At 58.7% G+C, this 23,830-nt stretch carries 24 protein-coding genes and 1 tRNA gene; 11 read left to right on the top strand and 14 right to left on the bottom strand.

What is annotated here, in order from left to right:
- Positions 1 to 2 precede the first annotated feature (2 nt).
- From AC3WK5_RS18265 to AC3WK5_RS18305, 9 genes are all read right to left on the bottom strand, one after another.
- Entirely contained in the window at positions 3 to 956 is a 954-nt protein-coding gene (locus AC3WK5_RS18265; protein ID WP_103319685.1) for a GIY-YIG nuclease family protein, read from the bottom strand.
- Positions 953 to 2,287, bottom strand: a complete 1,335-nt coding sequence (locus AC3WK5_RS18270) for a restriction endonuclease subunit S (RefSeq protein WP_146039839.1) — start codon at positions 2,285 to 2,287, stop codon at positions 953 to 955. The genes AC3WK5_RS18265 and AC3WK5_RS18270 overlap by 4 nt, the downstream gene beginning before the upstream one ends.
- Positions 2,284 to 4,203: a type I restriction-modification system subunit M gene (locus AC3WK5_RS18275; RefSeq protein ID WP_103319681.1), complete on the bottom strand. Its 1,920-nt coding sequence runs from the start codon at positions 4,201 to 4,203 to the stop codon at positions 2,284 to 2,286. The genes AC3WK5_RS18270 and AC3WK5_RS18275 overlap by 4 nt, the downstream gene beginning before the upstream one ends.
- A gap of 249 nt (positions 4,204 to 4,452) precedes the next feature.
- Positions 4,453 to 5,553, bottom strand: coding sequence for a hypothetical protein (locus AC3WK5_RS18280; RefSeq protein ID WP_103319679.1), 1,101 nt, complete (start codon positions 5,551 to 5,553; stop codon positions 4,453 to 4,455).
- A 114-nt stretch (positions 5,554 to 5,667) separates the two neighbouring features.
- Positions 5,668 to 5,743, bottom strand: a tRNA-Phe gene (locus tag AC3WK5_RS18285).
- A gap of 103 nt (positions 5,744 to 5,846) precedes the next feature.
- Complete coding sequence (locus AC3WK5_RS18290) at positions 5,847 to 6,119, bottom strand: oxidative damage protection protein (RefSeq protein WP_054595151.1); 273 nt, start codon at positions 6,117 to 6,119, stop codon at positions 5,847 to 5,849.
- The gene (mutY, locus tag AC3WK5_RS18295; protein WP_103319677.1) at positions 6,116 to 7,183 is read right to left on the bottom strand and encodes an A/G-specific adenine glycosylase; all 1,068 of its coding nucleotides are present in this window, start codon (positions 7,181 to 7,183) and stop codon (positions 6,116 to 6,118) included. The genes AC3WK5_RS18290 and mutY overlap by 4 nt, the downstream gene beginning before the upstream one ends.
- The gene (locus AC3WK5_RS18300) at positions 7,180 to 9,411 is read right to left on the bottom strand and encodes an AsmA family protein (RefSeq protein ID WP_103319675.1); all 2,232 of its coding nucleotides are present in this window, start codon (positions 9,409 to 9,411) and stop codon (positions 7,180 to 7,182) included. Before AC3WK5_RS18300 ends, mutY begins: the two co-directional genes overlap by 4 nt.
- Positions 9,412 to 9,494: 83 nt before the next feature.
- Entirely contained in the window at positions 9,495 to 9,893 is a 399-nt protein-coding gene (locus tag AC3WK5_RS18305; protein WP_103319673.1) for an acetyl-CoA sensor PanZ family protein, read from the bottom strand.
- Positions 9,894 to 10,165: 272 nt separating this feature from the next.
- On the opposite strand from AC3WK5_RS18305, the gene AC3WK5_RS18310 reads away from it, so the two are divergent.
- The 7 genes from AC3WK5_RS18310 to AC3WK5_RS18340 all read left to right on the top strand — a co-directional run bounded on the left by AC3WK5_RS18310 (position 10,166) and on the right by AC3WK5_RS18340 (position 15,966).
- Positions 10,166 to 11,827, top strand: a complete 1,662-nt coding sequence (locus AC3WK5_RS18310; protein ID WP_054595155.1) for an OFA family MFS transporter — start codon at positions 10,166 to 10,168, stop codon at positions 11,825 to 11,827.
- Between the two features lie 268 nt (positions 11,828 to 12,095).
- Entirely contained in the window at positions 12,096 to 12,689 is a 594-nt protein-coding gene (gene hisB, locus AC3WK5_RS18315; protein WP_071552374.1) for an imidazoleglycerol-phosphate dehydratase HisB, read from the top strand.
- Positions 12,689 to 13,327 carry an imidazole glycerol phosphate synthase subunit HisH gene (gene hisH, locus AC3WK5_RS18320; RefSeq protein WP_103319672.1) on the top strand — a complete coding sequence of 213 codons (639 nt, stop codon included), beginning with the start codon at positions 12,689 to 12,691 and terminating at the stop codon, positions 13,325 to 13,327. Before hisB ends, hisH begins: the two co-directional genes overlap by 1 nt.
- Complete coding sequence (locus AC3WK5_RS18325) at positions 13,327 to 13,584, top strand: DUF2164 domain-containing protein (protein ID WP_046815284.1); 258 nt, start codon at positions 13,327 to 13,329, stop codon at positions 13,582 to 13,584. The genes hisH and AC3WK5_RS18325 overlap by 1 nt, the downstream gene beginning before the upstream one ends.
- A 42-nt stretch (positions 13,585 to 13,626) precedes the next feature.
- The gene (gene hisA / locus AC3WK5_RS18330; RefSeq protein ID WP_054595157.1) at positions 13,627 to 14,364 is read left to right on the top strand and encodes a 1-(5-phosphoribosyl)-5-[(5-phosphoribosylamino)methylideneamino]imidazole-4-carboxamide isomerase; all 738 of its coding nucleotides are present in this window, start codon (positions 13,627 to 13,629) and stop codon (positions 14,362 to 14,364) included.
- 9 nt (positions 14,365 to 14,373) lie between these two features.
- Complete coding sequence (hisF, locus tag AC3WK5_RS18335) at positions 14,374 to 15,144, top strand: imidazole glycerol phosphate synthase subunit HisF (RefSeq protein WP_054595158.1); 771 nt, start codon at positions 14,374 to 14,376, stop codon at positions 15,142 to 15,144.
- A 66-nt stretch (positions 15,145 to 15,210) separates the two neighbouring features.
- Complete coding sequence (locus tag AC3WK5_RS18340; protein ID WP_103319670.1) at positions 15,211 to 15,966, top strand: substrate-binding periplasmic protein; 756 nt, start codon at positions 15,211 to 15,213, stop codon at positions 15,964 to 15,966.
- Positions 15,967 to 16,130: 164 nt separating this feature from the next.
- On the opposite strand, the gene AC3WK5_RS18345 is transcribed toward AC3WK5_RS18340, so the two are convergent.
- The 4 genes from AC3WK5_RS18345 to gpmI form a co-directional block, all read right to left on the bottom strand.
- The gene (locus AC3WK5_RS18345; protein ID WP_054595160.1) at positions 16,131 to 16,910 is read right to left on the bottom strand and encodes a divergent polysaccharide deacetylase family protein; all 780 of its coding nucleotides are present in this window, start codon (positions 16,908 to 16,910) and stop codon (positions 16,131 to 16,133) included.
- A 1-nt stretch (position 16,911) separates the two neighbouring features.
- Positions 16,912 to 18,231 (bottom strand): S41 family peptidase, encoded by a 1,320-nt coding sequence (locus tag AC3WK5_RS18350; RefSeq protein WP_054595161.1) that lies wholly within the window; start codon positions 18,229 to 18,231, stop codon positions 16,912 to 16,914.
- Positions 18,232 to 18,265: 34 nt separating this feature from the next.
- On the bottom strand, positions 18,266 to 19,561 hold the full coding sequence (locus AC3WK5_RS18355) for a murein hydrolase activator EnvC family protein (RefSeq protein ID WP_054595162.1): 1,296 nt from the start codon (positions 19,559 to 19,561) through the stop codon (positions 18,266 to 18,268).
- A 266-nt stretch (positions 19,562 to 19,827) separates the two neighbouring features.
- On the bottom strand, positions 19,828 to 21,357 hold the full coding sequence (gpmI, locus tag AC3WK5_RS18360) for a 2,3-bisphosphoglycerate-independent phosphoglycerate mutase (protein WP_103320395.1): 1,530 nt from the start codon (positions 21,355 to 21,357) through the stop codon (positions 19,828 to 19,830).
- A gap of 151 nt (positions 21,358 to 21,508) precedes the next feature.
- Between gpmI and AC3WK5_RS18365 the strand changes: the two genes are divergently transcribed.
- From AC3WK5_RS18365 to secB, 3 genes are read left to right on the top strand one after another with little or no spacing between them, the layout of a single operon-like run.
- Complete coding sequence (locus tag AC3WK5_RS18365; RefSeq protein ID WP_054595164.1) at positions 21,509 to 21,922, top strand: rhodanese-like domain-containing protein; 414 nt, start codon at positions 21,509 to 21,511, stop codon at positions 21,920 to 21,922.
- A 1-nt stretch (position 21,923) separates the two neighbouring features.
- On the top strand, positions 21,924 to 22,178 hold the full coding sequence (gene grxC, locus AC3WK5_RS18370; protein WP_019691307.1) for a glutaredoxin 3: 255 nt from the start codon (positions 21,924 to 21,926) through the stop codon (positions 22,176 to 22,178).
- A gap of 56 nt (positions 22,179 to 22,234) precedes the next feature.
- Positions 22,235 to 22,717 carry a protein-export chaperone SecB gene (gene secB / locus AC3WK5_RS18375; RefSeq protein WP_103320397.1) on the top strand — a complete coding sequence of 161 codons (483 nt, stop codon included), beginning with the start codon at positions 22,235 to 22,237 and terminating at the stop codon, positions 22,715 to 22,717.
- Positions 22,718 to 22,849: 132 nt separating this feature from the next.
- Here the strand turns inward: secB and AC3WK5_RS18380 are convergent, their stop codons facing one another.
- Entirely contained in the window at positions 22,850 to 23,305 is a 456-nt protein-coding gene (locus AC3WK5_RS18380; protein WP_103320399.1) for a tRNA (cytidine(34)-2'-O)-methyltransferase, read from the bottom strand.
- Here AC3WK5_RS18380 and AC3WK5_RS18385 point away from each other — a divergent pair.
- Complete coding sequence (locus AC3WK5_RS18385) at positions 23,304 to 23,744, top strand: hypothetical protein (RefSeq protein ID WP_103320401.1); 441 nt, start codon at positions 23,304 to 23,306, stop codon at positions 23,742 to 23,744. The genes AC3WK5_RS18380 and AC3WK5_RS18385 overlap by 2 nt on opposite strands.
- Positions 23,745 to 23,830: the final 86 nt, after the last annotated feature.

Raw genomic sequence — 23,830 nt, forward strand, 5'->3', positions numbered from 1 at the left:
GGTTAGTCCGTAGGAGGCAGGGCAGGTTGGGCTGGCTTGAGTGCCGCGACTTGCTGCTCTTGCCAGGCGGCGTAGGTTTGGCCGGTGCTTTCCATCAGCCAAGCTGTTCTTCCGCTGGCGGCACGCCCCAAGATAACAGCCGCAGCGGCGCTCGGACTCTTGAACGCGTAATCATCGGCAAACACGCGCAAACCGTTTTCGGATAATGGGAATATAGAGTCCTCGATAAGACGGGTATGCAGTGTCTGATAGCAATGAGGGGTACTGGTCCAGCTGGCGCTTGCGTTAGAACCCTTGAGAACAAAGAACTCGCCATCGATTTCTTGTGCACGGGCCTTGATTGGCGAGCCCTTTTTGGACAGTTCAAAGATTGGCGACTGACTGACGGTTATTGGGTGAATGTCGTTCGCCAGTCTGATCTGCGAGGGTTTGGTCACGTCACGCAAAAACTCAAAGCCCAACACGGGCAACACGATACGGATCTGCTCCAGGAAATACTCCATATCAGCGCGATCTGACTCGGGCAGATTGCCGTAGTCATGGGCGGTGCCATTGATGAGAGTGCATTGCCCAATGTTCCTGGCAACGTTCATTAACCGACTCTCCAAGAACTTGGCGTGGGCCTTGGTCAGATTCAGGTCCTTGCTGGTCACCAGGCAAACCCGTTCCCAGAAATCTTTGCCGCCCTGATCTTCAGTCCGGTTGTGTTGCTTGAGCCGCTGCGCCACATCGTCCGACTCGCCGATATACACCTGAGTGCGCAGGCTGTCTTGCGGGTCTGGCCCGATCAAAAAATACACGCCGGTGCGGGCGCACTCAGGGCGCTGAATCAACTCGACCAGCTTGCTGCGCGGGCCGGTCAGTGCATGCCCGGTCCAATTCATGATTTCGGCCGTCAGCAGGCCAGTGGGCGTGCCGTCCACCAGGAACAGGCGAATGCTGCGGCCTTGGCTCATGACGCCTCCCGTAGATCAATCTGGCCGGTGACGGCCGCGGTGATGAGGGCGGAGCGGCGTTCTTTTAACAGGGCGAGGCTGAGTTCGGTTTTGGCGATCAGAGCTTCCAAGCGTGCTCTAGCAGCCTTTACAGATGCGCTGATTTCTCTCTGCTCTTCGAAGGGAGGAACTGGAACAGGCCATGACCGGATATGTTCTTGAGAAATCTTTGCCATGGTCATGCTAGAGCCGCGCGCATCAGCTTCAATCTGTGATCTTCCATATCCGCTAATCAGCAGGTTGCAGAAAAACTCCGGATCTGCTCCTTTGATCAACGAAATTCGGTAGACCAAGTCTGAAAGCATTAGACGTCGCCCCTTCAAAGATCGAACGACGCATGCGTCGCCAACCAACTGTGGCGTATTTGCTCGGGTGAGCAGGAGATCTCCGATCTGAGTCTCTAGTGTCTGATCTGGCTGGGTCTCTGCCAAAAGTGACTTGTTTTGCTCAGGGGAGAAGCACCCTTGCTTGATGGCGCTTAGCTTGAGCACGCCCCAACCTCCTGGCTCACAAGGCTCACTGGAGGCGTTCGGACTCCAACCTTGTTCAAGCCTCCGTATCAATCGCCTTAGTGGCTTCACGTTCCAATGCTCTGGCACTTCATCCAACCACTCCGCGCTGGAATCTTTCATCTTCACGTTCGGGTCAAGGCCCCTGGTGACTGCATGGGTGATCAGTGCCTGGCGCTTTTCGCGCAGCAGTTCGATAAAGCGGGTTTTCTTCTCTACCAGCGCGTCAATACGGACAGTTTCGCGGTCCAGCATTACTAGAAGTGCAACTTGCTCTTCAATCGAAGGTAGGCATACGTGAATACCCCTAAGGTCATCCCACGATATAGCCGCTCTATGTTCAAGTATGCCGGTTCCAAATGACTGCGCATGTCGCTGGAACTGCTTGTTTTCAAATATCCGAAGTGCGAAGCGCTCTTCAACAAGCTTTGCGCGCGGCTTCAGTACGATGTACACCGGGCTACAGATGCCGTTGTATGCTGAGAGGCCGTACGAACCGATTCCATAGTTCATGCTGTTTATGACGAGGTCTCCACACGAAACCAATTTGCATTTGCTCAAGTCATCCGGCTTTTTATTACCAATGTCACCTTTTTCCTCATAAGGGATTACTCCGACATTGGCCATCAAAGAAAGATAGTTTTCTATCGCACTGCCTTCATTTTTTTGCGTTTGTTCGTCAACAATGACTCTGCAAGGCACTACTTTCCAATGCTCCGGTACTTGCCCTAACCACTCCACCCCAGAATCCTTATACGCCGGATAAGGCTTGTAATGGCTCACGCTGTCACCTCACGTAGTAAAGCGGCAATCTCGGCCTCCACTGCTTTCAACTCAGCATCAATCTCAGTCAGCGCACGCGGCGGTTGGTAGACGTAAAAATAACGATTAAAGCTGATCTCATAGCCGACGATGCCGATCCGGCCATCCTTGGAGTCGGTTTTGCCGGTATCGATCCAGGCGTCCGGTACATGTGGCAGTACTTCGCGGGCAAAGTAGTCTTCGATGCGCTGGTTGAGCGGGACGTTTTCGTTTTCACGCAGGTCGCTGTCGGCCTGGGGTTGGCCTTTTTCGTCCAGTATTGGCTGGGCTTCTGGGTCGCGTTCACCGAAACAGCTGAACAGAGCCTTTTGTGCTGCTTTGCCGAGCTTTTTCACACCCGCAGCCTTGAGGAAGGCTGGCAGGTTGTCGAAGCTGCCTTCTACCGCAGCAAATTGATCGACGTAATCGGCGCCTTTGCTGTCGGCGTAGGCGGTGACCTTCTCGGGTGTGACACTGAAGCGCAGGCGCAGTGGGCGCTCGACGGTGATTCGACGGTAGCCGAAGTCGGTGGTGTTGAAGATCTTGCTGTTGGGCGCCTCTTCGCCGGCGTCATGCAGGCGGGCGATGTCGGCGATCTGGCCTTCCGAGAGCAGCTTGCGTTTGCTGCCCAGGGACTTGCGCATCGGCGCGTGCATGGCGGTGGCGTCGATCAGTTGCACCTTGTTCTTGCGTGCCGCGTCCTTGTGGTTGGACAGCACCCAGATGTAAGTGCCAATGCCGGTGTTGTAGAACAGGTCGTTAGGCAGGGCGATGATCGCTTCCAGCCAATCGTTTTCCAGAATCCAGCGGCGGATCTCCGACTCACCGGAACCGGCACCACCGTTGAACAGCGGCGACCCGGACAACACGATACCGATCCGGCTACCGCCCAGCTCGATAGGTTTGCGTTTGGACAGCAAGTGCATCAGAAACAACAGCGAACCATCACCCACACGCGGCAGGCCTGCGCCAAAACGCCCGGCGAAGCCCTTGTGTTTTTGCTCGTCCTGGACCTGCTTTTGGACTTTCTCCCACTTCACGCCGAATGGCGGGTTGGCCAGGCAGTAATCAAACTGCTCGTGAGGCAGCTGGTCGTGGGAGAGGGTGTTACCGAGCTTGATGTTTTTGGTCTCGAAGCCCTGGATCAGTTTGTCCGCCAGTGAAATGGCGTAGGTCTCGGGGTTGAGTTCCTGGGCGTACGGGATCAGTCGTGCGTTAGGGTTCCACTCGGCAACCTGCTCGATAGCCGACGACAAGAAGCCGCCAGTGCCAGCGGCGCAGTCATAGACGGTTCGTACCACGCCTTTGCCATTCAGCGCCTGATGGTCCGGAGCAAACACCAGCGTGGTGGTCAACCGTACTACGTCACGTGGGGTGAAAAACTCCCCGGCAGTGTCGTTGGCCGATTCGGCAAACTTGCGGATCAGGTGTTCGAACACCAAGCCCATTTCATGGTTGCTGATGGTGTTGGGGTGCAAGTCGATACTGGCGAATTTTTGAGTAACCAGATACAGCAGATTCGCGCTTTCGAGACGGTTCAACCAATCGCTGAAATTGAAGTGCTGGAACACCTGATGGGCGTTGGCCGAGAACTTGGCGATGTAGTCTTCCAGGTTGGCTCGGGTGCTGGTGGCACCGACACTGGCCAGTTCGTATTGCGAGATGTTGTAAAAGGTCGCTTCAGCAATGCCCGGCAGAATCAGGTCCAGGTCGACGCTGGTGTTCTTCAGTGCGGTGAACTGCGTACGGACTTTGTCGCGGGTCGGTTCCAGCACGCATTCCAGCCGGCGCAACACGGTAAACGGCAAGATGATGCGACCGAACTCGGACTGCTTGAAATCGCCGCGCAGTACGTCCGCTACGTTCCAGATGAAATCGGCCAGGTTTTGCTGGTTCACAGGTGTTCCTCTCAATGCGTACGAGTGCCGGCAACAACCGACACGGGCCTGCAGCAAGGGGAGGGCGTAAAGCGGAGTAACCCGGCTGGAGAACGATCCCCCCTGTGCAGCAAGCCCCTAAAAAGGCGTGTCGCCAGTAGGCGACTTGATGGGCGCTAGGATGCCAGCAATTGGCGCTCGGGGCACCATTGGATCGGGTTGTGGTGCTTGAGTGAAAAGGCCCCGCCAATGTTGGCGGGCCTTGGTGGATTACGTATTGGGCTTTGCTTTGGGGGCGGCAAGCTTGGTTGAGAGGATTGCGCTGCTGGGGATTTTTACTTTTATCTCGTTATCTGCAATTTGCCACTTGATGACGGAGAGGCCTCCCATCGACCAAGTCACGTGGACACTGTTCAAGGCACAGTCATCGTCGATGCCATAGCTCTTGATGGCTTTGTATTTTTCGCAGAGGTCGCTGCCCAGCAGAACTTGTTCCGCTTGGTAATTACCTAGTCCCAATGTGTTGATGATGTTGCCCGGAAGGGCGCTCCAAGTGTTGGTCCAGAGCATCAGGCATATAGCTAGAAGCGGACTGATGATGAGCACATAGCGTTGGCTTTTTCTGATCACCGCACCGATTGCGGTAAATATTAACAGGGAGGAAAAAAAGCACAGCGCCATGAACTGATAGTCCCCCATGGTTTCGACAACCTCGGGGACACCCTTGGCCATAGCCAGTGTGGACAGCAGCGCTACGAGATTGCCGATGAAAAATGCCAGGAAGGTCGTGATTGCGAACTTCAGCCAGCTGTAGGGAGGTAGTTCGTAGTTCTTTTGCAGAGGAAAACCGAACACAAGACCGATCAGCAGCGGGCCAGCCAGCAAGCCAATGGTGTAGGCGGTACCACCGTCAAAAAAATACATGGCCGCCCACAAGGTGGCGAGGCAGCAGAATCCGGGCAGGAAAAAATAGCGGTTGATCAAGCGCCGATCCAAATCCTCTTTGGGAGTGTTTCCGTTAATTCGATACTTCAGCTCCTCACGCACGGGTTTGTCGCTGAAGAACGCCTCCGACCAGATCCAGCCAGGCGCTGTAAAACCAAAGCCAATCAACAGGACCATCAAGCTACCCAGCAGTGCTGCCGCGGCCAGAAGCGATACGAAGTTGAACAGGTCGAAATCGGGGTAGAAGTGGTTTTGGCAGAAATAGATCAGGAAGATCAAAAAACCAAACGCCAGAGAGGCGATGCGGAAAAGTTTCCAGTTATGTTTTTTGATGAATTCGAAAATATTGTCCAGCACCTGAAACTGCGAGCTGCCTGCTGGAGGCTTTCGATATTTGGATGGGCTGGTAGTGGTTTGCATGTCCATGCTGATGAGGCGTCCTTGTGGTTGTTCGGATGTGGCTTCGGACGCTTTGGGCGTCCTTATTTTCCTGCGGGCATAAAAAAACCCTGAATCTTGCGATTCAGGGTTTTCGGTATTTGGTGCCCAGAGACGGAATCGAACCGCCGACACGGGGATTTTCAATCCCCTGCTCTACCGACTGAGCTATCTGGGCAACGGGGCGCATTAAACGGGTTTTTCAGGGGGTCGTCAAGCAAGTTTTCAAAAAATATTTAATTATTACCGTCGCTTACGATCCAACCCCCGTTTTTACGGGATTACTCGGCGGGTGGAACGTAGCCTTCGGCCTTGGCGTATTCCTCGCCGGAGAAGTACTTGTCCATCTCGCCCTGAAGATATTTACGGTCTTCGGCGTTCATCATGTTCAGGCGTTTTTCGTTGATCAGCAGGGTCTGGTGTTTTTGCCAGTCGGCCCAGGCCTTGGCCGAGACGTGGTCAAAAATGTCCTGACCTTTGGCGCCCGGGAACGGGGCGCGCTCCAGGCCTGGCAGTTCTTCTTTGTACTTGCGGCACATGATGGTGCGGGTCATGACGACTCTCCTGCGTTCAATACATCGGCCGCGCGCTTCAGCAGTTTTTTCACCGGGGCGGCAAGGCCCAGGCGCGGCGGGGTGGCGAGGTTATACCAGAGCCAGTCGGCCTCGGCCACGTGATGGCCGGCCTCCTGGACCTGGACCAGCCAGGGTTCGATAGCCAGTTGGAAATGGCTGAAGGTGTGGACCAGGCTCGGCAGTTCAACGTGTTTGCCCAGTTCCAGCGAGTGTTGCAGTGCCAGATGTTCCAGATCACCGAGGTCGTCGAGTTCCGGCAGGCTCCACAAACCGCCCCACAAGCCCGTGGAAGGGCGCCGATAAAGCAGAATGGCGCCGTCGCGGTTGGCGAGCATCGGCATCAGCGTACGCTTCTGTGGCACGGTTTTACGCGGTTTGGGGATCGGGTAGCGGGTCTCCAGGCCGAGCATGTGCGCTTCGCAGCCCTTTTCCAGTGGACACAGCAGGCAACTTGGCTTGCTGCGGGTGCAGAGCGTAGCGCCCAGGTCCATCATCGCCTGGGTGTAGGCGTTGACCCGATCATAAGGCGTGAAGCGCTCAGCGTTGGCCCACAGCTGTTTGGCAACCTTTGGTTCGCCGGGGTAGCCCTCTTGCGCGGTAAAGCGTGCGAGCACCCGTTTGACGTTGCCGTCGAGGATCGGCGCGCGCAGGCCCATGCTCAGGCTGGCGATGGCGCCCGCGGTGGACAGGCCGATGCCCGGCAAGTCAGTGAGTTTTTCGACATCCCGAGGAAACTCGCCGCCGTACTCGGCAACCACGATCTTCGCGGTTTTCTGCAGGTTGCGCGCACGGGTGTAGTAACCCAGCCCGGTCCACAGGTGCAGCACTTCATCTTCCGGCGCGGCGGCCAGGGCTTCGACCGTTGGCAGCGACGCCATGAACCGGTCGAAGTAGTTCAGCACGGTGCTGACCTGGGTCTGCTGCAACATGATTTCCGAGACCCACACCCGATACGGGGTGATGCCCTGTTGCCAGGGCAGGTCGTGGCGGCCGTGGCGGTCGTACCAGTCCAGCACCGCGGTTGAGAACTGCTCGGCTTTCATCGCTTGAACAACCCCTTGAGGGCGTTTTTCAGTTCCGGACTGACTTTGTCGCCGAGTTTCTCATCGATTTTCTCGCCGAGCTTGTCGCCCGCCAACTTGCCCGCAACCTGGCCGAGACGCTCGCTGTCGAGACGGCAGGCCTTGGCACCGAGTTCCAGCGGGCCACGGCAGCGCAATGGCCACTCGATACCAGCGTAACGCTCGTTGACCTGACAGGCCGGGTCCGGCATGTCGCTCTTGTCACCTTCGACGATGATGCCGATGCGGTAATCCATGCCCAGCACACGTAGGTCGACATCACCGTTGCCGTTGACGGCCATGCCCGGGATACGGACTTTCAGGTCCGGATTGCTGGCCACGCCATTGCGCACTGTCAGGTTGCCCTTGAGCTCCTGGAAGGGGGTGTCCTTGCCATGCGGTTCGCCACTGAGGGTTTTGTGGTTCAGGGTGGCGATGCCTTTGCACAGTTGTTGCTCAAGGTTGGCGTTGAGCAGCACGCCGTTATTGAGCACGAAACTGGCCGTGCCATTGAGGCTTTCGATCAGTGCTTTCTGGCTGTTGCCGCTGGCGGTCAGGTTGCTGTTGAGCGTGACCAGGCCTTTGACTGGCGGTTTTTTCCCTTGGCTTTCGAGAATGTTCTCCACCGGGACTTTGCTGATCTGCGTTTGCAGGCTCAGCAACGGCACGGGCTGACGAACATCGAGCGTGCCCTTGGCAGCGAAGTTGCCGTTGTAGAGATCGCCACGCAGGTTTTCCAGAGTCAGCAGGCCGCCCTGGCCAGTGGCTTTCAGCGCGGCGTTCTGGATCGACAGCTTGTCGAGGGTCAGTTGGCCGAAGGTCAGGTCGGCGTCCAGATCAAGCTTGCTCAGGCGTTCCGACGGAATCAGTTTGTCGCTGCTCCAGGCGCCTTTGGTCGGGGCGTTCGGCAGTGGTGTGCTGCCAGCGCCGGCCAGCGCGTTGGTCTCGGTGCTGCTGACTTCCGACTGACGAGCCACTGCAGCGCTGTTGGCTTCGGCGGATTTTGGCGGCAGGTAGCGATCAGCGTTGAAGGTGTCGCCCTTGAGCTGCACGCGCAATGATTGCTTGGCGAAATCCTCGACGGCGATACGCCCGCTGAAGCTGCTGTCGTCGACTTTCAGGTTGAGATCGTCCAGCACCACACTGCTCGGGGTGCCCGCGAGACGACTGACCAGTTCGACTTTGCTCAGGCTGCCCTCGGCCATGGCCGGGAGTTTCTGGCCGATGCTGTCGACAAACTTCGCCAGGTCGAATTGCGCAATCGACACTCCGCCGCTGATTTGCGGGGTTTTGTCCAGGTTGTTGACTTTCAGCTCGCCAAGCGCACGCAACTGGTTGGCAGAGATCTTGATGCCGGTCCATTCGGCGACGTTCGCTGCTCTATCCAGCAACAGTTGACCTTGAGCGGCATAGGTCACGATCTTGCCTTGCAGCGGTTCGCCGGAGATTTCGCCTGCCAGTTTCATGTCTTCGAACTGGTAGCGCTGGAGGGCGCGTTCGAAACGCAACTCGCCATTGAGTTCAGTGCGCACCCGTACGTCCGGCTGGTTGCTGGCCAGGAACGCGGTCAGCTTGACCTGAATGTTGGTCGCGTCGTGCACCGGGCCGGTGCTCAGCTGGATGCTTTCGGCGCTGAATTGCTTGCCGGTTTGCTCGTCGTTGTATTCAACCCGGGCGTTGTTCACGGTCAGGCTGTCGATGTCGAGACGAATCGGTTGGGCCGGTTTTTCCACAGTGGCGGGTACTTCGGCAACCGGTTCGCTGGTGCTGCCGGTAGCTGGCGCATCCGCCTTGGCGGCGACGGGCGGGACCTTGCCGATGTCTTCCCAGTTACCGTGGCCATTCTTGTCACGGTTGAGGCGCAGGTTCAGGCCTTCGACGCGGACATCGCTCATCTGCACTTCACGGCGCAGCAACGGCAGCACCCGCACAGACAGGCCAAGCATTTGCAGGTCGGCAAACGGCTGGGTCGGGTTGGCGAGGGTCGCGACGCCGGCATCGTGCAGTTCAAGGCCGAGCCAGGGGAACAGGCTCCAGCCGATATCGCCATTGAGCGTCAGCTCGATGTGGGCCTTGTCGCGGGCAATTTGGCGGATCTCGTCTTTGTAGTCGTTGGGATCGAAGAAGTGGGTCAGGGCAAAGCCCAGCGCCACAATGATCAGCAACAACCCGAGAAGTACCAAACCCAGGATTTTGCCGAACGCTTTCATGGGCGAGTCCTTGTAATGAGTCAATGTCGAAATTTAGCCACGGAGTATAGCGCCCCGAAACTGACGACTGGTCGGTGATCGCTCTAGAGCTGATCCAGCGGCAATTTGAGCTTGGCAGCCAGTGCCTGGGCTTCGAGGTGCCCGGCCGGGGCCTGCAAGTGCAATTTGGCCCCCGCGAGCTCGGCCATTTTTTGCGCTTCGCTGACCAGGCGTTCAGCCACGCCACGGCGCCGGGTGATTTTTCGCACGCACAAATGGGATAGCTGCCAGATGTCCTGTTGCCGGTGCAGGCGTGCCGCGCCAAGCAGTCGGTCATTGAAGCGTCCGGCGATCAGCGAGCCGTCGCGCAGGCTGTGTTCAATCAGTTGCGCCTGATCGTTGAACGGAGCCAGCAGCCAATGTGGGGCGTCGTGGTAGATCTTCTGCAGATCCTGCTGATCTTGATAGCTGGGTTCGCTCAGCGATTCGACGACGATGGGCATAGGGTTTCCTGTGAAAGGGTTGTCCGGGTAATACCCGTCAATGGGTGAAACGGTTTTTTAGTGCGTGATCGGAACAGATGTCACACAAAAGGTGATATCAGTTTGGTTTTTCTGTCACGGGCAAATGGTAATCTTTGCCGTTCGTCGGTCCTTCTGCGACCTGTCGTCGCGCCGAGCGGAGCTCTACTCGATAAAACGGTCATGCCTGCGTGCAACAAGGCCGAGAGTGAAGAGTGTCTGGCGAACCATACTAATAATTGGGGGAAACACAAATGAGCACGAGTACCGAGGCGGGGATTATTCCCGCCCAGTCAGCGTTCCTGTCCAAGGAGCGGATTATCGCCAAGCCCGGTTTCAACCGTTGGCTGGTTCCACCGGCCGCGTTGGCCATTCACCTGTGCATCGGCATGGCCTATGGTTTTTCGGTGTTTTGGCTGCCGTTGTCCAAAGCCCTCGGCGTGACCGCGCCGGTGGCCTGCGCACCCGACATGAGCTTCATCGCACAGATTTTTTCGTCCCAGTGTGATTGGCCGATTTCGATGCTCGGCTGGATCTACACCTTGTTCTTCATCTTCCTCGGCTGCTCGGCAGCGATCTGGGGTGGCTGGCTGGAACATGCCGGGCCACGCAAGGCCGGTGTCGTTTCGGCGTTGTGCTGGTGCGGCGGTCTGCTGATTTCCGCGTTGGGGGTGTATACCCACCAGATCTGGCTGATGTGGATCGGCTCCGGCGTTATCGGCGGGATAGGCCTGGGGTTGGGTTATATCTCGCCGGTTTCGACCTTGATCAAGTGGTTCCCGGACAAGCGCGGCATGGCGACCGGCATGGCGATCATGGGCTTCGGCGGTGGTGCGATGGTTGGTGCTCCGCTGGCGGCTGCGCTGATGGGCCATTTCGCTTCGCCGGCTGGCGTCGGTGTGTGGCAGAGCTTCCTGGTGATGGCTGCGATCTACTTTGTGTTCATGATCGGCGGTGCGCTGTCGTACCGCGTTCCGCCGACCGGCTGGAAGCCTGAGGGCTGGACCGCCCCGGCGAAAAAAGCCGCGAACGCGATGATCACTCACCGCCATGTGCACGTTAACGTCGCGTGGAAAACCCCGCAGTTCCGTCTGGTATGGCTGGTGCTGTGCCTGAACGTGTCGGCGGGTATCGGCATCCTCGGCATGGCGTCGCCGCTGTTGCAGGAAGTATTCGCCGGTAAATTGCTCGGCAACGATCTGACCTTTGGTCAGCTGGACGCTTCGCAATTGGCGTCGATCGCGGCAATCGCTGCAGGTTTCACTGGCTTGCTGAGTCTGTTCAATATCGGTGGGCGGTTCTTCTGGGCGTCGTTCTCCGACTACCTGGGCCGCAAAAACACCTACTTCGTGTTTTTCGCCCTGGGGTTTGCCCTGTATGCGTTGATCCCGAACCTCGGCCATCTGGGCAACATCGCGCTGTTCGTGGCGGCGTTCTGCATCATCCTGTCGATGTACGGCGGTGGTTTTGCGACGGTTCCGGCGTACCTGGCGGACCTGTTCGGTACGCAGATGGTCGGTGCGATCCATGGTCGCCTGCTGACTGCCTGGGCTGCTGCCGGCGTGCTCGGCCCGGTGTTGGTGAACTACCTGCGTGAGTATCAGTTGAGCATCGGCGTCGAGCGCGCGGCTGCGTATGACATCACCCTGTACATCCTTGCGGGCCTGCTGGTGCTGGGTTTCCTCTGCAACCTGCTGGTGCGTCCGGTGGCGGATAAATACTTCATGAGCGATGCCGAGCTGGCCGTCGAACAGGCGCTGGGTCACGACAAAGGCGCGGACAGCACCACCGTGCTGGAGTGGAAAGCTTCCTCGGGCAGCGTGCCGTTGGCCATTGCCGCATGGCTGGTGGTGGGCATTCCGCTGGCGTGGGGCGTTTGGGTGACGTTGCAGAAGACAGCCGTCCTGTTCCACTAACGCCAGACCCTGTGGGAGCGGGCTTGCTCGCGAAGTGGGAGTATCAGTCGACATCAATGTTGCCTGACACACCGCCTTCGCGAGCAAGCCCGCTCCCACATTGGATTTCCGTATACACAGATTCTGGGTTTGCTGGCTTGTACTGACATGTATAGCCCCGGCGGCATTGGGTTCAGCCCGTCAGGGATATCACCTCGCGTGTTTCTGTTTGGCGTCCGCGCCCCTATAATGGTTGCCTTTTTCGCCCAATGATTTTGCGGAGCTGGTGATGGCCGAACGTAAGGCGTCAGTCGAGCGCGACACTCTGGAAACCCAGATCAAAGCCTCGATCAACCTGGATGGCACCGGAAAGGCCCGATTTGATATCGGTGTTCCCTTCCTTGAGCACATGCTGGACCAGATCGCCCGTCACGGGCTGATCGACCTGGATATCGAGTGCAAGGGTGACCTGCATATCGACGACCACCACACGGTGGAAGACGTCGGTATCACGCTGGGTCAGGCTTTCACCAAAGCCATCGGCGACAAAAAAGGCATCCGTCGTTACGGCCACGCCTATGTGCCGCTCGATGAAGCGCTGTCGCGCGTGGTGATCGACTTCTCCGGTCGCCCTGGCCTGCAGATGCACGTGCCGTATACCCGCGCCACTGTCGGCGGCTTCGATGTCGACCTGTTCCAGGAGTTTTTCCAGGGCTTCGTCAATCACGCCAACGTCAGCTTGCACATCGACAATCTGCGTGGGCACAACACCCACCACCAGATCGAAACCGTGTTCAAGGCCTTCGGTCGCGCATTGCGCATGGCCGTCGAGCTCGATGAACGCATGGCCGGGCAAATGCCTTCGACCAAGGGCGTTCTGTAATGCAGACGGTCGCGGTTATCGATTACGGCATGGGCAACCTGCACTCGGTGGCCAAGGCCCTCGAGCACGTCGGTGCCGGCAAGGTGCTGATCACCAGCGATGCCAACGTGATTCGCGAAGCCGACCGGGTGGTTTTTCCCGGTGTGGGCGCGATTCGCGATTGTATGGCGGAGATCCGTCGCCTGGGCTTCGACTCGCTGGTGCGTGAAGTCAGCCAGGACCGTCCGTTCCTCGGCATCTGCGTGGGCATGCAAGCCTTGCTCGAGCGCAGTGAAGAAAACGACGGCGTCGACTGCATCGGCCTGTTTCCCGGCCAGGTGAAGTTCTTCGGCAAAGGTCTGCATGAAGACGGCGAACACCTGAAAGTCCCGCACATGGGCTGGAACGAAGTGAAGCAGACGGTGGATCACCCGCTGTGGCACAACATTCCGGACCTCGCGCGTTTCTACTTCGTGCACAGCTACTACATCGCCGCCGGCAATCCGCGTCAGGTCGTGGGTAGTGGTCACTACGGCGTCGACTTCGCCGCAGCGCTGGCCGAAGGTTCGCGTTTCGCTGTGCAGTTCCACCCGGAGAAGAGCCATACCCATGGCCTGCAATTGCTGCAGAACTTCGCTGCGTGGGACGGTCGCTGGTAATGGCCGTCAAGAAAAAGCCGCCGATCCTCACGCTCACACCCGAGCAAGAGAACGAGGCCAACAGCAAGATCAAGCGTTTCATGGAAGACCGCTTCGAACTTGACCTTGGCTCGTTCGAGGCGGCTGAAATTCTTGAGCTGTTTACCCGTGAAATTGCTCCGCACTATTACAACAGGGCGATTTTCGATGTGCAGGCGCACCTCAAAGAGAGGTTCGAAAGCATCGAAAGCGACTTGTGGGCGCTCGAGAAAAACTGATTTCCGAGCAACGCTGAAAAATCGAATTTAAAGGTTTGCCAGATGCTGATTATTCCCGCTATCGATCTTAAAGACGGTGCCTGCGTACGTCTGCGCCAGGGCCGCATGGAAGATTCCACAGTGTTCTCCGATGACCCGGTGAGCATGGCTGCCAAGTGGGTGGAGGGCGGTTGCCGTCGTCTGCATCTGGTCGACCTGAACGGCGCCTTCGAAGGCCAGCCAGTCAACGGCGAAGTGGTCACTGCGATCGCCAAGCGCTACCCGAACCTGCCGATTCAGATCGGTGGTGGTATCCGCTCGCTGGAAACCATTGAACACTACGTGAAAGCGGGCGTGAGCTACGTGATCATCGGCACCAAAGCCGTTAAAGACCCGGCCTTCGTCGCCGAAGCCTGCCGCGCCTTCCCGGGCAAAGTTATCGTTGGTCTGGATGCGAAGGACGGTTTTGTCGCCACCGATGGCTGGGCTGAAATCAGCACTGTGCAGGTTATCGACCTGGCGAAGCAGTTTGAAGCCGACGGCGTGTCTGCGATCGTTTATACCGACATCGCCAAAGACGGCATGATGCAAGGCTGCAACGTGTCGTACACCGCAGCACTGGCCGCCGCCACGCGGATTCCGGTGATTGCGTCCGGCGGTATTCACAACCTGGGTGACATCAAGTCGCTGCTCGACGCCAAGGCGCCGGGGATCATCGGCGCCATCACCGGCCGGGCGATTTATGAAGGCACCCTCGACGTCGCTGAAGCGCAAGCTTTCTGCGATTCGTACAAAGGCTGAGGACTTACCATGGCGCTGGCCAAACGCATCATTCCTTGCCTGGACGTGGATAACGGCCGGGTCGTCAAAGGTGTGAAGTTCGAGAACATCCGTGACGCCGGCGATCCGGTGGAAATCGCCCGTCGCTACGACGAGCAGGGTGCCGACGAGATTACTTTTCTCGACATCACCGCCAGCGTCGATGGCCGCGATACCACGTTGCATACCGTCGAGCGCATGGCCAGCCAGGTGTTCATCCCGCTGACCGTTGGCGGTGGCGTGCGCACCGTGCAAGACATCCGCAACCTGCTCAATGCCGGCGCAGACAAGGTCTCGATCAACACCGCGGCGGTGTTCAATCCAGAGTTTGTCGGCGAGGCAGCACAGCATTTCGGCTCGCAATGCATCGTTGTCGCCATCGACGCCAAGAAGGTTTCACTGCCGGGTGAAACCCCGCGCTGGGAGATCTTCACCCACGGCGGTCGCAAACCTACCGGGCTGGATGCGGTGGAGTGGGCGAAGAAGATGGAAGGTCTGGGAGCCGGCGAAATCCTGCTGACCAGCATGGACCAGGACGGCATGAAAAACGGCTTCGACCTGGGCGTCACGCGTGCCATCAGCGATGCGCTGGGGATTCCGGTGATCGCTTCGGGCGGCGTCGGCAATTTGCAGCATCTGGCTGACGGCATTCTTGAAGGCCACGCCAGTGCGGTGCTGGCAGCGAGTATTTTCCACTTCGGCGAATACACCGTACCGGAAGCCAAGGCCTACATGGCGCAACGCGGTATCTGCGTCCGATAAAGGCCAGTGGACAGCATGGCGGGCTCAGGGCAAGCTTGGGCACGCCATGGATTCCGGTAAACCGTCATGCTCAAACGTCTTCTCCTGGTACTCGCCAGCGCCTCGTTACTACTGGCTGGCGCTGCACGTGCTGCAGAAAAAACCGGCCCCGATCTGGTGCTGCTGACGGAAAACTTCCCGCCGTACAACATGGCGAAGAACGGCAAGAACTTCGCTCAGGAAGACAACATCGATGGCATCGCCGTGGACATCGTCCGCGAGATGTTCAAGCGCGCCGAAATCACTTACAGCCTGACACTGCGTTTCCCTTGGGAGCGGATCTACAAACTCGCCCTGGAGAAATCCGGGTATGGCGTGTTCGTCATGGCGCGACTGCCGGACCGCGAGAAACTCTTCAAATGGGTCGGCCCGATTGGTCCGGACGACTGGATCATGCTGGCCAAGGCTGACAGCAAGATCACCCTCGAGTCGCTGGCGCAGGCGCGCAAATACAAGATCGGCGCCTACAAAGGTGATGCGATCGCCGAAACGTTGGCCAAGCAGGGTCTGAAACCGATCGTGGTGCTGCGCGATCAGGACAACGCGAAGAAGCTGGTCAATGGCCAGATCGACCTTTGGGCGACGGGAGATCCTGCTGGCCGTTACCTCGCTCGGCAGGATGGCGTGACGGGCCTCAAGACCGTGCTGCGTTTCAACAGTGCCCAGCTTTATCTGGCGCTGAACAAAGACGTATCCGACGAAATCGTCGCCAGGCTTCAGGCCGCGCTGGATCAGTTGCGCAAGGAAGGCGTGGTGGACGACATCATGGCGCGGTATCTGTAAGGTCCTGTGGCGAGGGGGCTTGCCCCCGTTTGGGCGCAAAGCGGCCCTAAAACCAAGCACCGCAGTGATTCAGACAGAACGAGTGGGTATCTTTTACGACTGCTTCGCCCGAGCGCGGACCGGCCGACGTGGGCAAGCCCCCTCGCCACAAGAGCGAATCCTTTTCAGCGGTAAACCCCATCCTTCCCGTGCCCAACCATCGCCTTGTTGCTGCGCACGCTGATCATCAACTTGATATCGATCCAGTCGATGCCCTGGGCCTTGAGCTTGGGCAGTTCGCGCTCAAGCACCGCCAGGGTTTGTGGATAGGGGTGGCCGATCATCACCGCAGAGCCTTGCTTGTGGGCCAGGCTGATGGCGGTCTGTAGCTGAGTGAAGATTGCGCCCTCGGTGCGTTCGTCATCGAGAAACACATCTCGCGAAACACTCGCCAAACCGATCTTCTGCGCCTCGGCGGCGGCGACGGTCTGGGCGCTGGTACGGCTGTCTACAAAGAACTTGTGCCGACGTTGCAGCTCGGCCATCAGCCAGGTCATGGCCGGTTGCTGGGCGGTCATGCGGCTGCCCATGTGGTTGTTGATGCCGCTGGTATAGGGCACGGCGTTGAACGCCGCACTCAGGCGTTTTTCCAGCTCTTCGATGGGGAGTTCGGGATGCCAGGCGAACGGGCCGGTGGCCGGGTCCATGGGCATGTGCAGTATGACGATCTTGCCGGCGTGGTGGGCCTCGCGGGCAAATTCGGCAGCGTGGGGAGTGTCGGGCATGATTGCCGTGGTCACCGGTCCGGGCAGCGCCAGCACACGGCGGTCGCGCGGCAGGTTTTGCCCGAGGTCATCGATGATCAGGCTCAGGTAGGCCTTGTGTGGTGCCGCCGTCTCGGCAGGCGCCGCGTGAGCAGCACCCGCCAGACAACACAGCAGGCTGAGGATGACCCGCAAGCGCATCTCAGTGGCCGCGGGTGATGCTCAGGCCTTTGAGCAGGCTCAGGGCCTGGGCCAATTGGTAATCGTCGTCCTGTGGCATCGGTTTGGCTTTGCCGCTGGACTTGGTTGGCTTGTCGGCGCCGCCGTTGCCATTGCCCAGGTGACCTTGCAGATCGGCTTCCTTGAAGTATTCGCCGTCCTGCTCGTTGGTGATCTTGGCCTTGCGCACTTCGATGTCCGGAACGATGCCCTGGGCCTGGATCGAGCGCCCGTTCGGCGTGAAGTACAGCGCGGTGGTGATCTTCAGCGCACGGTCGTTGTTCAGTGGCAGCACGGTTTGCACCGAACCTTTACCGAAGCTGGTGGTGCCCATGACCACGGCGCGTTTTTGATCTTGCAGGGCGCCGGCGACAATTTCCGAGGCCGAGGCGCTACCGCCGTTGATCAGCACGACCATTGGCACCGCTTCGCTTTCGTCCTTGCCGGTGGCAGTGAAGCGCAGCTCAGAGTTGGCGATACGGCCCTTGGTGTAAACGATCAAGCCTTTGGTGATGAAGTGGTCGACCACTTCGACCGCTGCTTGCAGCACGCCGCCCGGGTTGTTGCGCAGGTCAAGCACGATGCCGCTGAGCTTCTTGCCGTTGTCCTTGCGCAACTTGGCCAGCGCCTTGGAGACCTCTTCGCCGGTCTTGACCTGGAACTGGGTGATGCGGATGTAGGCGTAGCCCGAATCCAGCAACTGGCTCTTCACGCTCTTGACCTGGATGGTCGCGCGGGTCAGCGTCACGTCGAACGGTGCACCACCGTCGCGCACCAGAGTCAGAGTGATCTTCTCGCCGATCTTGCCGCGCATCTTGTCCACGGCTTCGGTCATGCTCTGGCCGCGGGTTGGCTGGCCGTTGATCTTGACGATGAAGTCGCCCGCCTGGATGCCGGCCTTGGAGGCAGGGGTATCATCGATCGGTGAAACGACTTTGATGAAACCGTCTTCGGCGCCGACTTCGATGCCCAGGCCGCCGAACTCGCCGCTGGTGCTTTCCTGCAGCTCGGCAAAGTCTTCCGGGCCGAGGTAGGCGGAGTGCGGGTCAAGGTTGCTGAGCATGCCCTTGATGGCATTCTCCAGCAGGGTCTTGTCGTCAACCGGTTCGACATAGGCAGCCTTGATCCGGTCCATGACCTCGGCAAAGGTGCGCAGCTCTTCCAGCGGCAATGGCGCCTTGGTGGTCGCAGCAGTGCCCGCAGGCGCAACCGCCGGGGCCGGTTGAGCGGCAAACGCCAACGGCGCACCGATCACCAGAGCGATCGTCAGGGCCAGCGAATTGAGGCGGGACAAATGCAGCATGTCGAACGAACTCCTAATGTAGGTGACTCAACGCCTATCCTTGCGCGCGGCACCATTGTGCTGGATCACTCGGGTGACCCTGCTGACGAATAGCGAAATACAGTGCAGGTGTGTCCTGGCCACCACTGTTACCGACAGTGGAGATGGATTCACCGGCCTTGACCACATCACCGGCCGCTTTAAGCAGCGTCTGGTTGTGGCCGTACAAACTCAAAAAACCATTGCCGTGGTCGAGGATCACCAGCAAACCGGCACCGCGCAACCAGTCGGCAAACACCACGCGACCGCCGTGTACGGCATGCACCTGGCTGCCTGCAGAGGCGCTGATCATCACGCCGTCCCACTTGGTTCGGGCATCGTCACCACGGGTTTCACCAAAACGCGCAAGCAATCGACCATCGACAGGCCACGGAAGTTTTCCGCGGGCGGAAGCAAAGGGCCCGCCGAAGGACTCGCCGGCACTTGAAACCAGTGCGCCGGGTGTCGACTTGGCGGGTTTGCGTGGGGCATCAGTAGGGGCTTCAGCCCGGGCCTGAGCCTCACGTAAACGCTTTTTTTCGGCTTCCTGCTGGGCGATCAGCGCTTTTTGTCGCGCTTCTTCTGCCTCACGGGCCTGGCGGGCCAGGGTTTCCTCGATGGTTTTGAGTACTTTAGACAGATCGGCCTGATCCTGCTCGCGGGCTTGTAGCTTCTGGTCGCGGGCTTTCACGTCGTCGTTGAGCTTGGCCAGGACTTGCTGACGCTCCTTGCGGACTTTGTCGAGTTCGTCACGCTGGCTGTCGAGGCTGCTTTTCTGCACCAGCAACTGGGCTTGTTGCTGGGCGATATCCTGCTCGACGTTGGCCAGCTGGCGCAGGGTTTCGTTGAAATTCTTCAACTGCTCCAGGCGTGCCTGGCTCAGGTAGTCGTAATAGGTGAGGGTGCGGGCGAATTTTTCCGGGTTCTGCTGGTTGAGCAGCAGCTTCAGGTACTCCTGACGGCCGTTCTGATAGGCCGCGCGGGCCTGAATGGCGATCAGTCGTTGCTGTTCAATGCGCGCGCTCTGGAGTTTTTTTTTCTCACCATCGAGTCGCTGTATCTCGGATTCGCTTTTCTTCAGCTCTTTTTGCAGTGCATCGACCTGCTTTTCGAGCTTGCCCATCTCGGTCTCGGTGCCTTTGAGGTCCTTTTGCACGCCGGACTTTTCTTCCTGCAACTTGCCCAGCAGCTTTTTCAGCTCGGCAATATCCTGACGCGTGGCGTCCAACTGTTGTTGGGTTTGCGCGCGTTCATCGGCAAACGCCGGATGGAGCAGGCAGGTCAGGGCAAGGGCAATCAGGGCGCGAAGCATAAAGGCGGGCGACACCAGGGGAAAAAGGACAGCCTAGTATGCCCGGCCAAGGCTGTAAAAAAAACGTCCATTTCTGGCTGTGTGATAACTGGAGCAGGTTGGGGAGTGAAAACACCGAAAAACCAGTGTGGGAGCGGGCTTGCTCGCGAAAGCGGGGTGTCAGACGACATCAGTGTTGCCTGACACTCCGCTTTCGCGAGCAAGCCCGCTCCCACAGTTTATTTGTGGTGTGTCAGGGGGGATTTAAGCAATACCCCCCTTCTTGATTACACCAGAATCGACGTACCCGTCATTTCGGCAGGCTTCGCAAGGCCCAGCAGCATGAGCATGGTCGGTGCCACATCCGCCAGTACACCGCCTTCGCGAACCTTGAGGTTGCGTTTACCGACGTAGATGAACGGTACTGGTTCCGTGGTGTGAGCGGTGTGCGCCTGGCCGGTGGATTCGTCGGACATTTGCTCGACATTGCCATGGTCGGCGGTGATCAGTGCTTCGCCGCCAACCTTTTCCAGGGCATCGACGATGCGACCGACGCACAGGTCCAGGCACTCGACGGCTTTCACCGCGGCATCGAACACGCCGCTGTGGCCGACCATGTCGCCGTTGGCGTAGTTGACCACGATCACGTCGTAGCGCTGGTTTTCGATCGCGTCGACGATCCTGTCGGTGACTTCCGGTGCGCTCATTTCTGGCTGCAAGTCATAGGTGGCGACTTTCGGCGACGGGATCAGGATGCGTTCTTCGCCCGGGAACGGCTCTTCGCGACCACCGGAGAAGAAGAAGGTCACGTGAGCGTATTTTTCGGTTTCGGCGATGCGCAGCTGGGTTTTGCCGTTTTTCGCCAAATAGTCGCCCAGCACGTTTTCCAGGCTACCCGGCGCAAAGGCCGACGGTGCAGGAATGCTGGCGGCGTATTGGGTCAGCATGACGAAACCGGCCAGTTTCGGCTGGCGCGCGCGCTCGAAATCCTTGAAATCGTCTTCGACGAATACCCGGGTCAGCTCACGGGCGCGGTCGGCGCGGAAGTTCATGAACACCACGGCATCGCCGTCTTCGACCTTGACCGGTTCACCGATGGTGGTGGCTTTGACGAATTCGTCGCTTTCGCCACGCTCGTAGGCGGCTTCCAGGCCTTGCTGGGCGGTGGCGGCGTTGAATTCGCCGTTACCGTCAACGATCAGGTTGTAGGCCTGGGACACGCGATCCCAGCGGTTGTCGCGGTCCATGGCGAAGTAACGGCCAATGATGCTGGCGATCCGGCCTTTGCCCAGCGTCTTGAACGCTTCATCCAGCAGCTCGATCGACGACTGTGCGCTTTTTGGCGGCGTGTCGCGGCCGTCGAGGAAGGCGTGCAGGTAGATCTTCTCGGCGCCGCGCTTGAAGGCCAGTTCGGCCATGGCGATCAGGTGATCCTGGTGGCTGTGCACGCCGCCTTCGGACAGCAGGCCCATGAAGTGCACGGCTTTGCCGGCAGCAACGGCTTTATCCACGGCAGCGCAGATGGTCGGGTTCTCGAAGAATTCACCATCGCGGATCGCTTTGGTCACGCGGGTGAAGTCCTGATACACCACGCGGCCTGCGCCGAGGTTCATGTGGCCGACTTCCGAGTTACCCATTTGCCCGTCCGGCAGGCCGACGTCCATGCCCGAACCCGAGATCAGGCCGTTCGGTACGGTGGCGTACAAACGGTCGAGGACCGGCTTTTTGGCCGTGAACACGGCGTTGGATTCCTGGCTTTCACTGTGACCGAAGCCGTCGAGAATAATCAGGACCAAAGGTTTAGGCGTGGTAGTCATGGATTCCACTCTGGCTTAAGTTAAAGGTGCGATGGAAAAAGGGAGTGGCAGTTTAAAGCGAAGTTCAGACCGCGTCACCGCCGGACGGGGTTTGGCCCACCATAGTGGCTGTGTATACTGGCCGACATTTTAACGCCCTGGAACCTCCTTGATGGTTGCTCACCTGATTGAATTTGCCACTAACCACTATCTGCTCGTCGGTATCTTCGTCGTACTGCTGGCGTTGTTGATCGCTCGCGAGATGAGCCGTGGCGGCCGTAGCCTCAGCACCGCTGAGCTGACTGCGCTGGTCAACAAGGACCAGGGCGTGGTTGTCGATATCCGTACCACCAAGGATTTCGCCGCCGGTCACATCGTTGGCGCGCTGAACATTCCGCAGGACAAACTGACCGCGCGCGTTGGCGAACTGGAAAAGCACAAGGCCAAGACCATCATTCTGGTCGACGCCCTGGGCCAGCATTCCGGTACTCACGCTCGCGAGCTGTTGAAGTCCGGTTTTACCGCAGCCAAGCTGTCCGGTGGGATCTCCAGCTGGAAAGCCGACAATCTGCCGCTGGTGAAGTGATATGAAAAACGTCGTCGTCTACTCCAGCGATTACTGCCCCTACTGCTCGCGAGCCAAGTACCTGCTCGAGAACAAGGGCGTAGCCTTCGAAGAGATCAAAGTCGATGGCAAGCCGCAGGTGCGTGCCGAGATGGCCCAGAAAGCCGGACGTACGTCCGTGCCGCAGATCTGGATCGGCAGCACCCACGTTGGTGGTTGTGATGATTTGTTTGCCCTGGACCGCGCCGGCAAGCTCGACGCGCTGCTCACGGCCTGACTGAACCCTTAAGATCAGCAAACCCTACAAGACCCCAAGATCAGAAAGGATCTGAGATGACTGACCAACAGAACACTGCTGCTACTGAAGAAGAAACTGCACCGCAATTCTCCTTGCAGCGCATTTATGTGCGTGACCTGTCCTTTGAAGCTCCGAAAAGCCCGGCGATCTTCCGCCAGCAGTGGGAGCCGAGCGTTGGTCTGGACCTGAACACCCGTCAGAAAGCGCTGGAAGCCGACTTCCACGAAGTGGTGCTGACCCTGTCGGTTACCGTGAAAAACGGTGACGAAGTGGCGTTCATCGCTGAAGTTCAACAGGCCGGTATCTTCCTGATCAAGAACCTCGACGAAGCCTCGATGAGCCACACCCTCGGTGCTTTCTGCCCGAACATCCTGTTCCCGTACGCTCGCGAAGCCCTGGACAGCCTGGTGACCCGCGGTTCGTTCCCGGCCCTGATGCTGGCCCCGGTGAACTTCGACGCCCTGTACGCGCAAGAAATGCAACGCATGCAGCAAGACGGCGTACAGACCGTTCAGTAAGCGTTCCTGAGCGTCGAAGCAAGTCCAATGTGGGAGCGGGCTTGCTCGCGAAAGCGGTGTATCAGTCAACATCAATGTTGAAACTGATGCCCCCTTCGCGAGCAAGCCCGCTCCCACATTTGTTATGCGGTGCTATTTAAAACCGTTCTGACGCCATGCTTCGTAAACCGCCACCGCCACGGTGTTGGACAGATTCAGGCTGCGGCACCCTTCGCGCATCGGCAGGCGCAGGCGCTGTTCGGCAGGCAGGGCGTCCAGCACCTCGGCTGGCAGGCCACGGCTTTCCGGTCCGAACAGGAAGGCATCACCCTCGGCGAAGCTGGCGTCGTGGAACAGCCGGGAGCCCTTGGTGGTGAAGGCGAACACGCGCGGATGGCCGAGGCTTTCCAGGCAGCTTGGGAGATCAGCATGGCGCTGCAAAGTGGCATACTCGTGGTAATCGAGGCCGGCCCGGCGCAGGCGCTTGTCGTCCATTTCGAAGCCCAGCGGTTCGATCAAATGCAGGTGGCAGCCACTGTTGGCGCACAGCCTGATAACGTTGCCGGTATTCGGCGGAATTTCTGGTTGAAAAAGGATGACGTGAAACATGCACGGCTCCGAAGGTAAAGATGGACGGCATTCTACGCCTGAAGAGGACCCGAGACCGAAGCTATTCCCTCGGGTGATGGCCTCATTGGCGATTGTCGGCGTCATGGTCGGGATGATGATCGGTCGCCTGACCGAGCCGGACCCTACTGTATTACAGCAAGTTGAGGTCGAACCGGATGGTTTGGTGGTGTGGTTCAACAATGAACCGAAGACCCACGGCGAGTTCATCGACGGTAGCGTCGCGTTGCTGTTCGAGGCTGAGGGCAAGGCGCAAAACGGCCAGTTGAAGCTCAACGGCAAGGACGTGAACTGGCGGGTGCGATTGAGTGATAAGGGCTTGTTGCTGACGCTGGTGGCGGCCCGCCCCTTGAAGGGGGAGTGGGCGGGTAGCGAGGTCAATGACCGCTGGCGGTTGGAGGTCCATCTCCAGGAGCAATAAAAGAGGGAATCCCCGGCCTGCCTGTACCAAGGTTCCCCAAAACGGGAGGGGTTCGTCGCGGTCTGCGTGATGAACCCGGATGTAAA

It is taken from the genome of Pseudomonas sp. FW306-02-D09B, assembly GCF_058782685.1.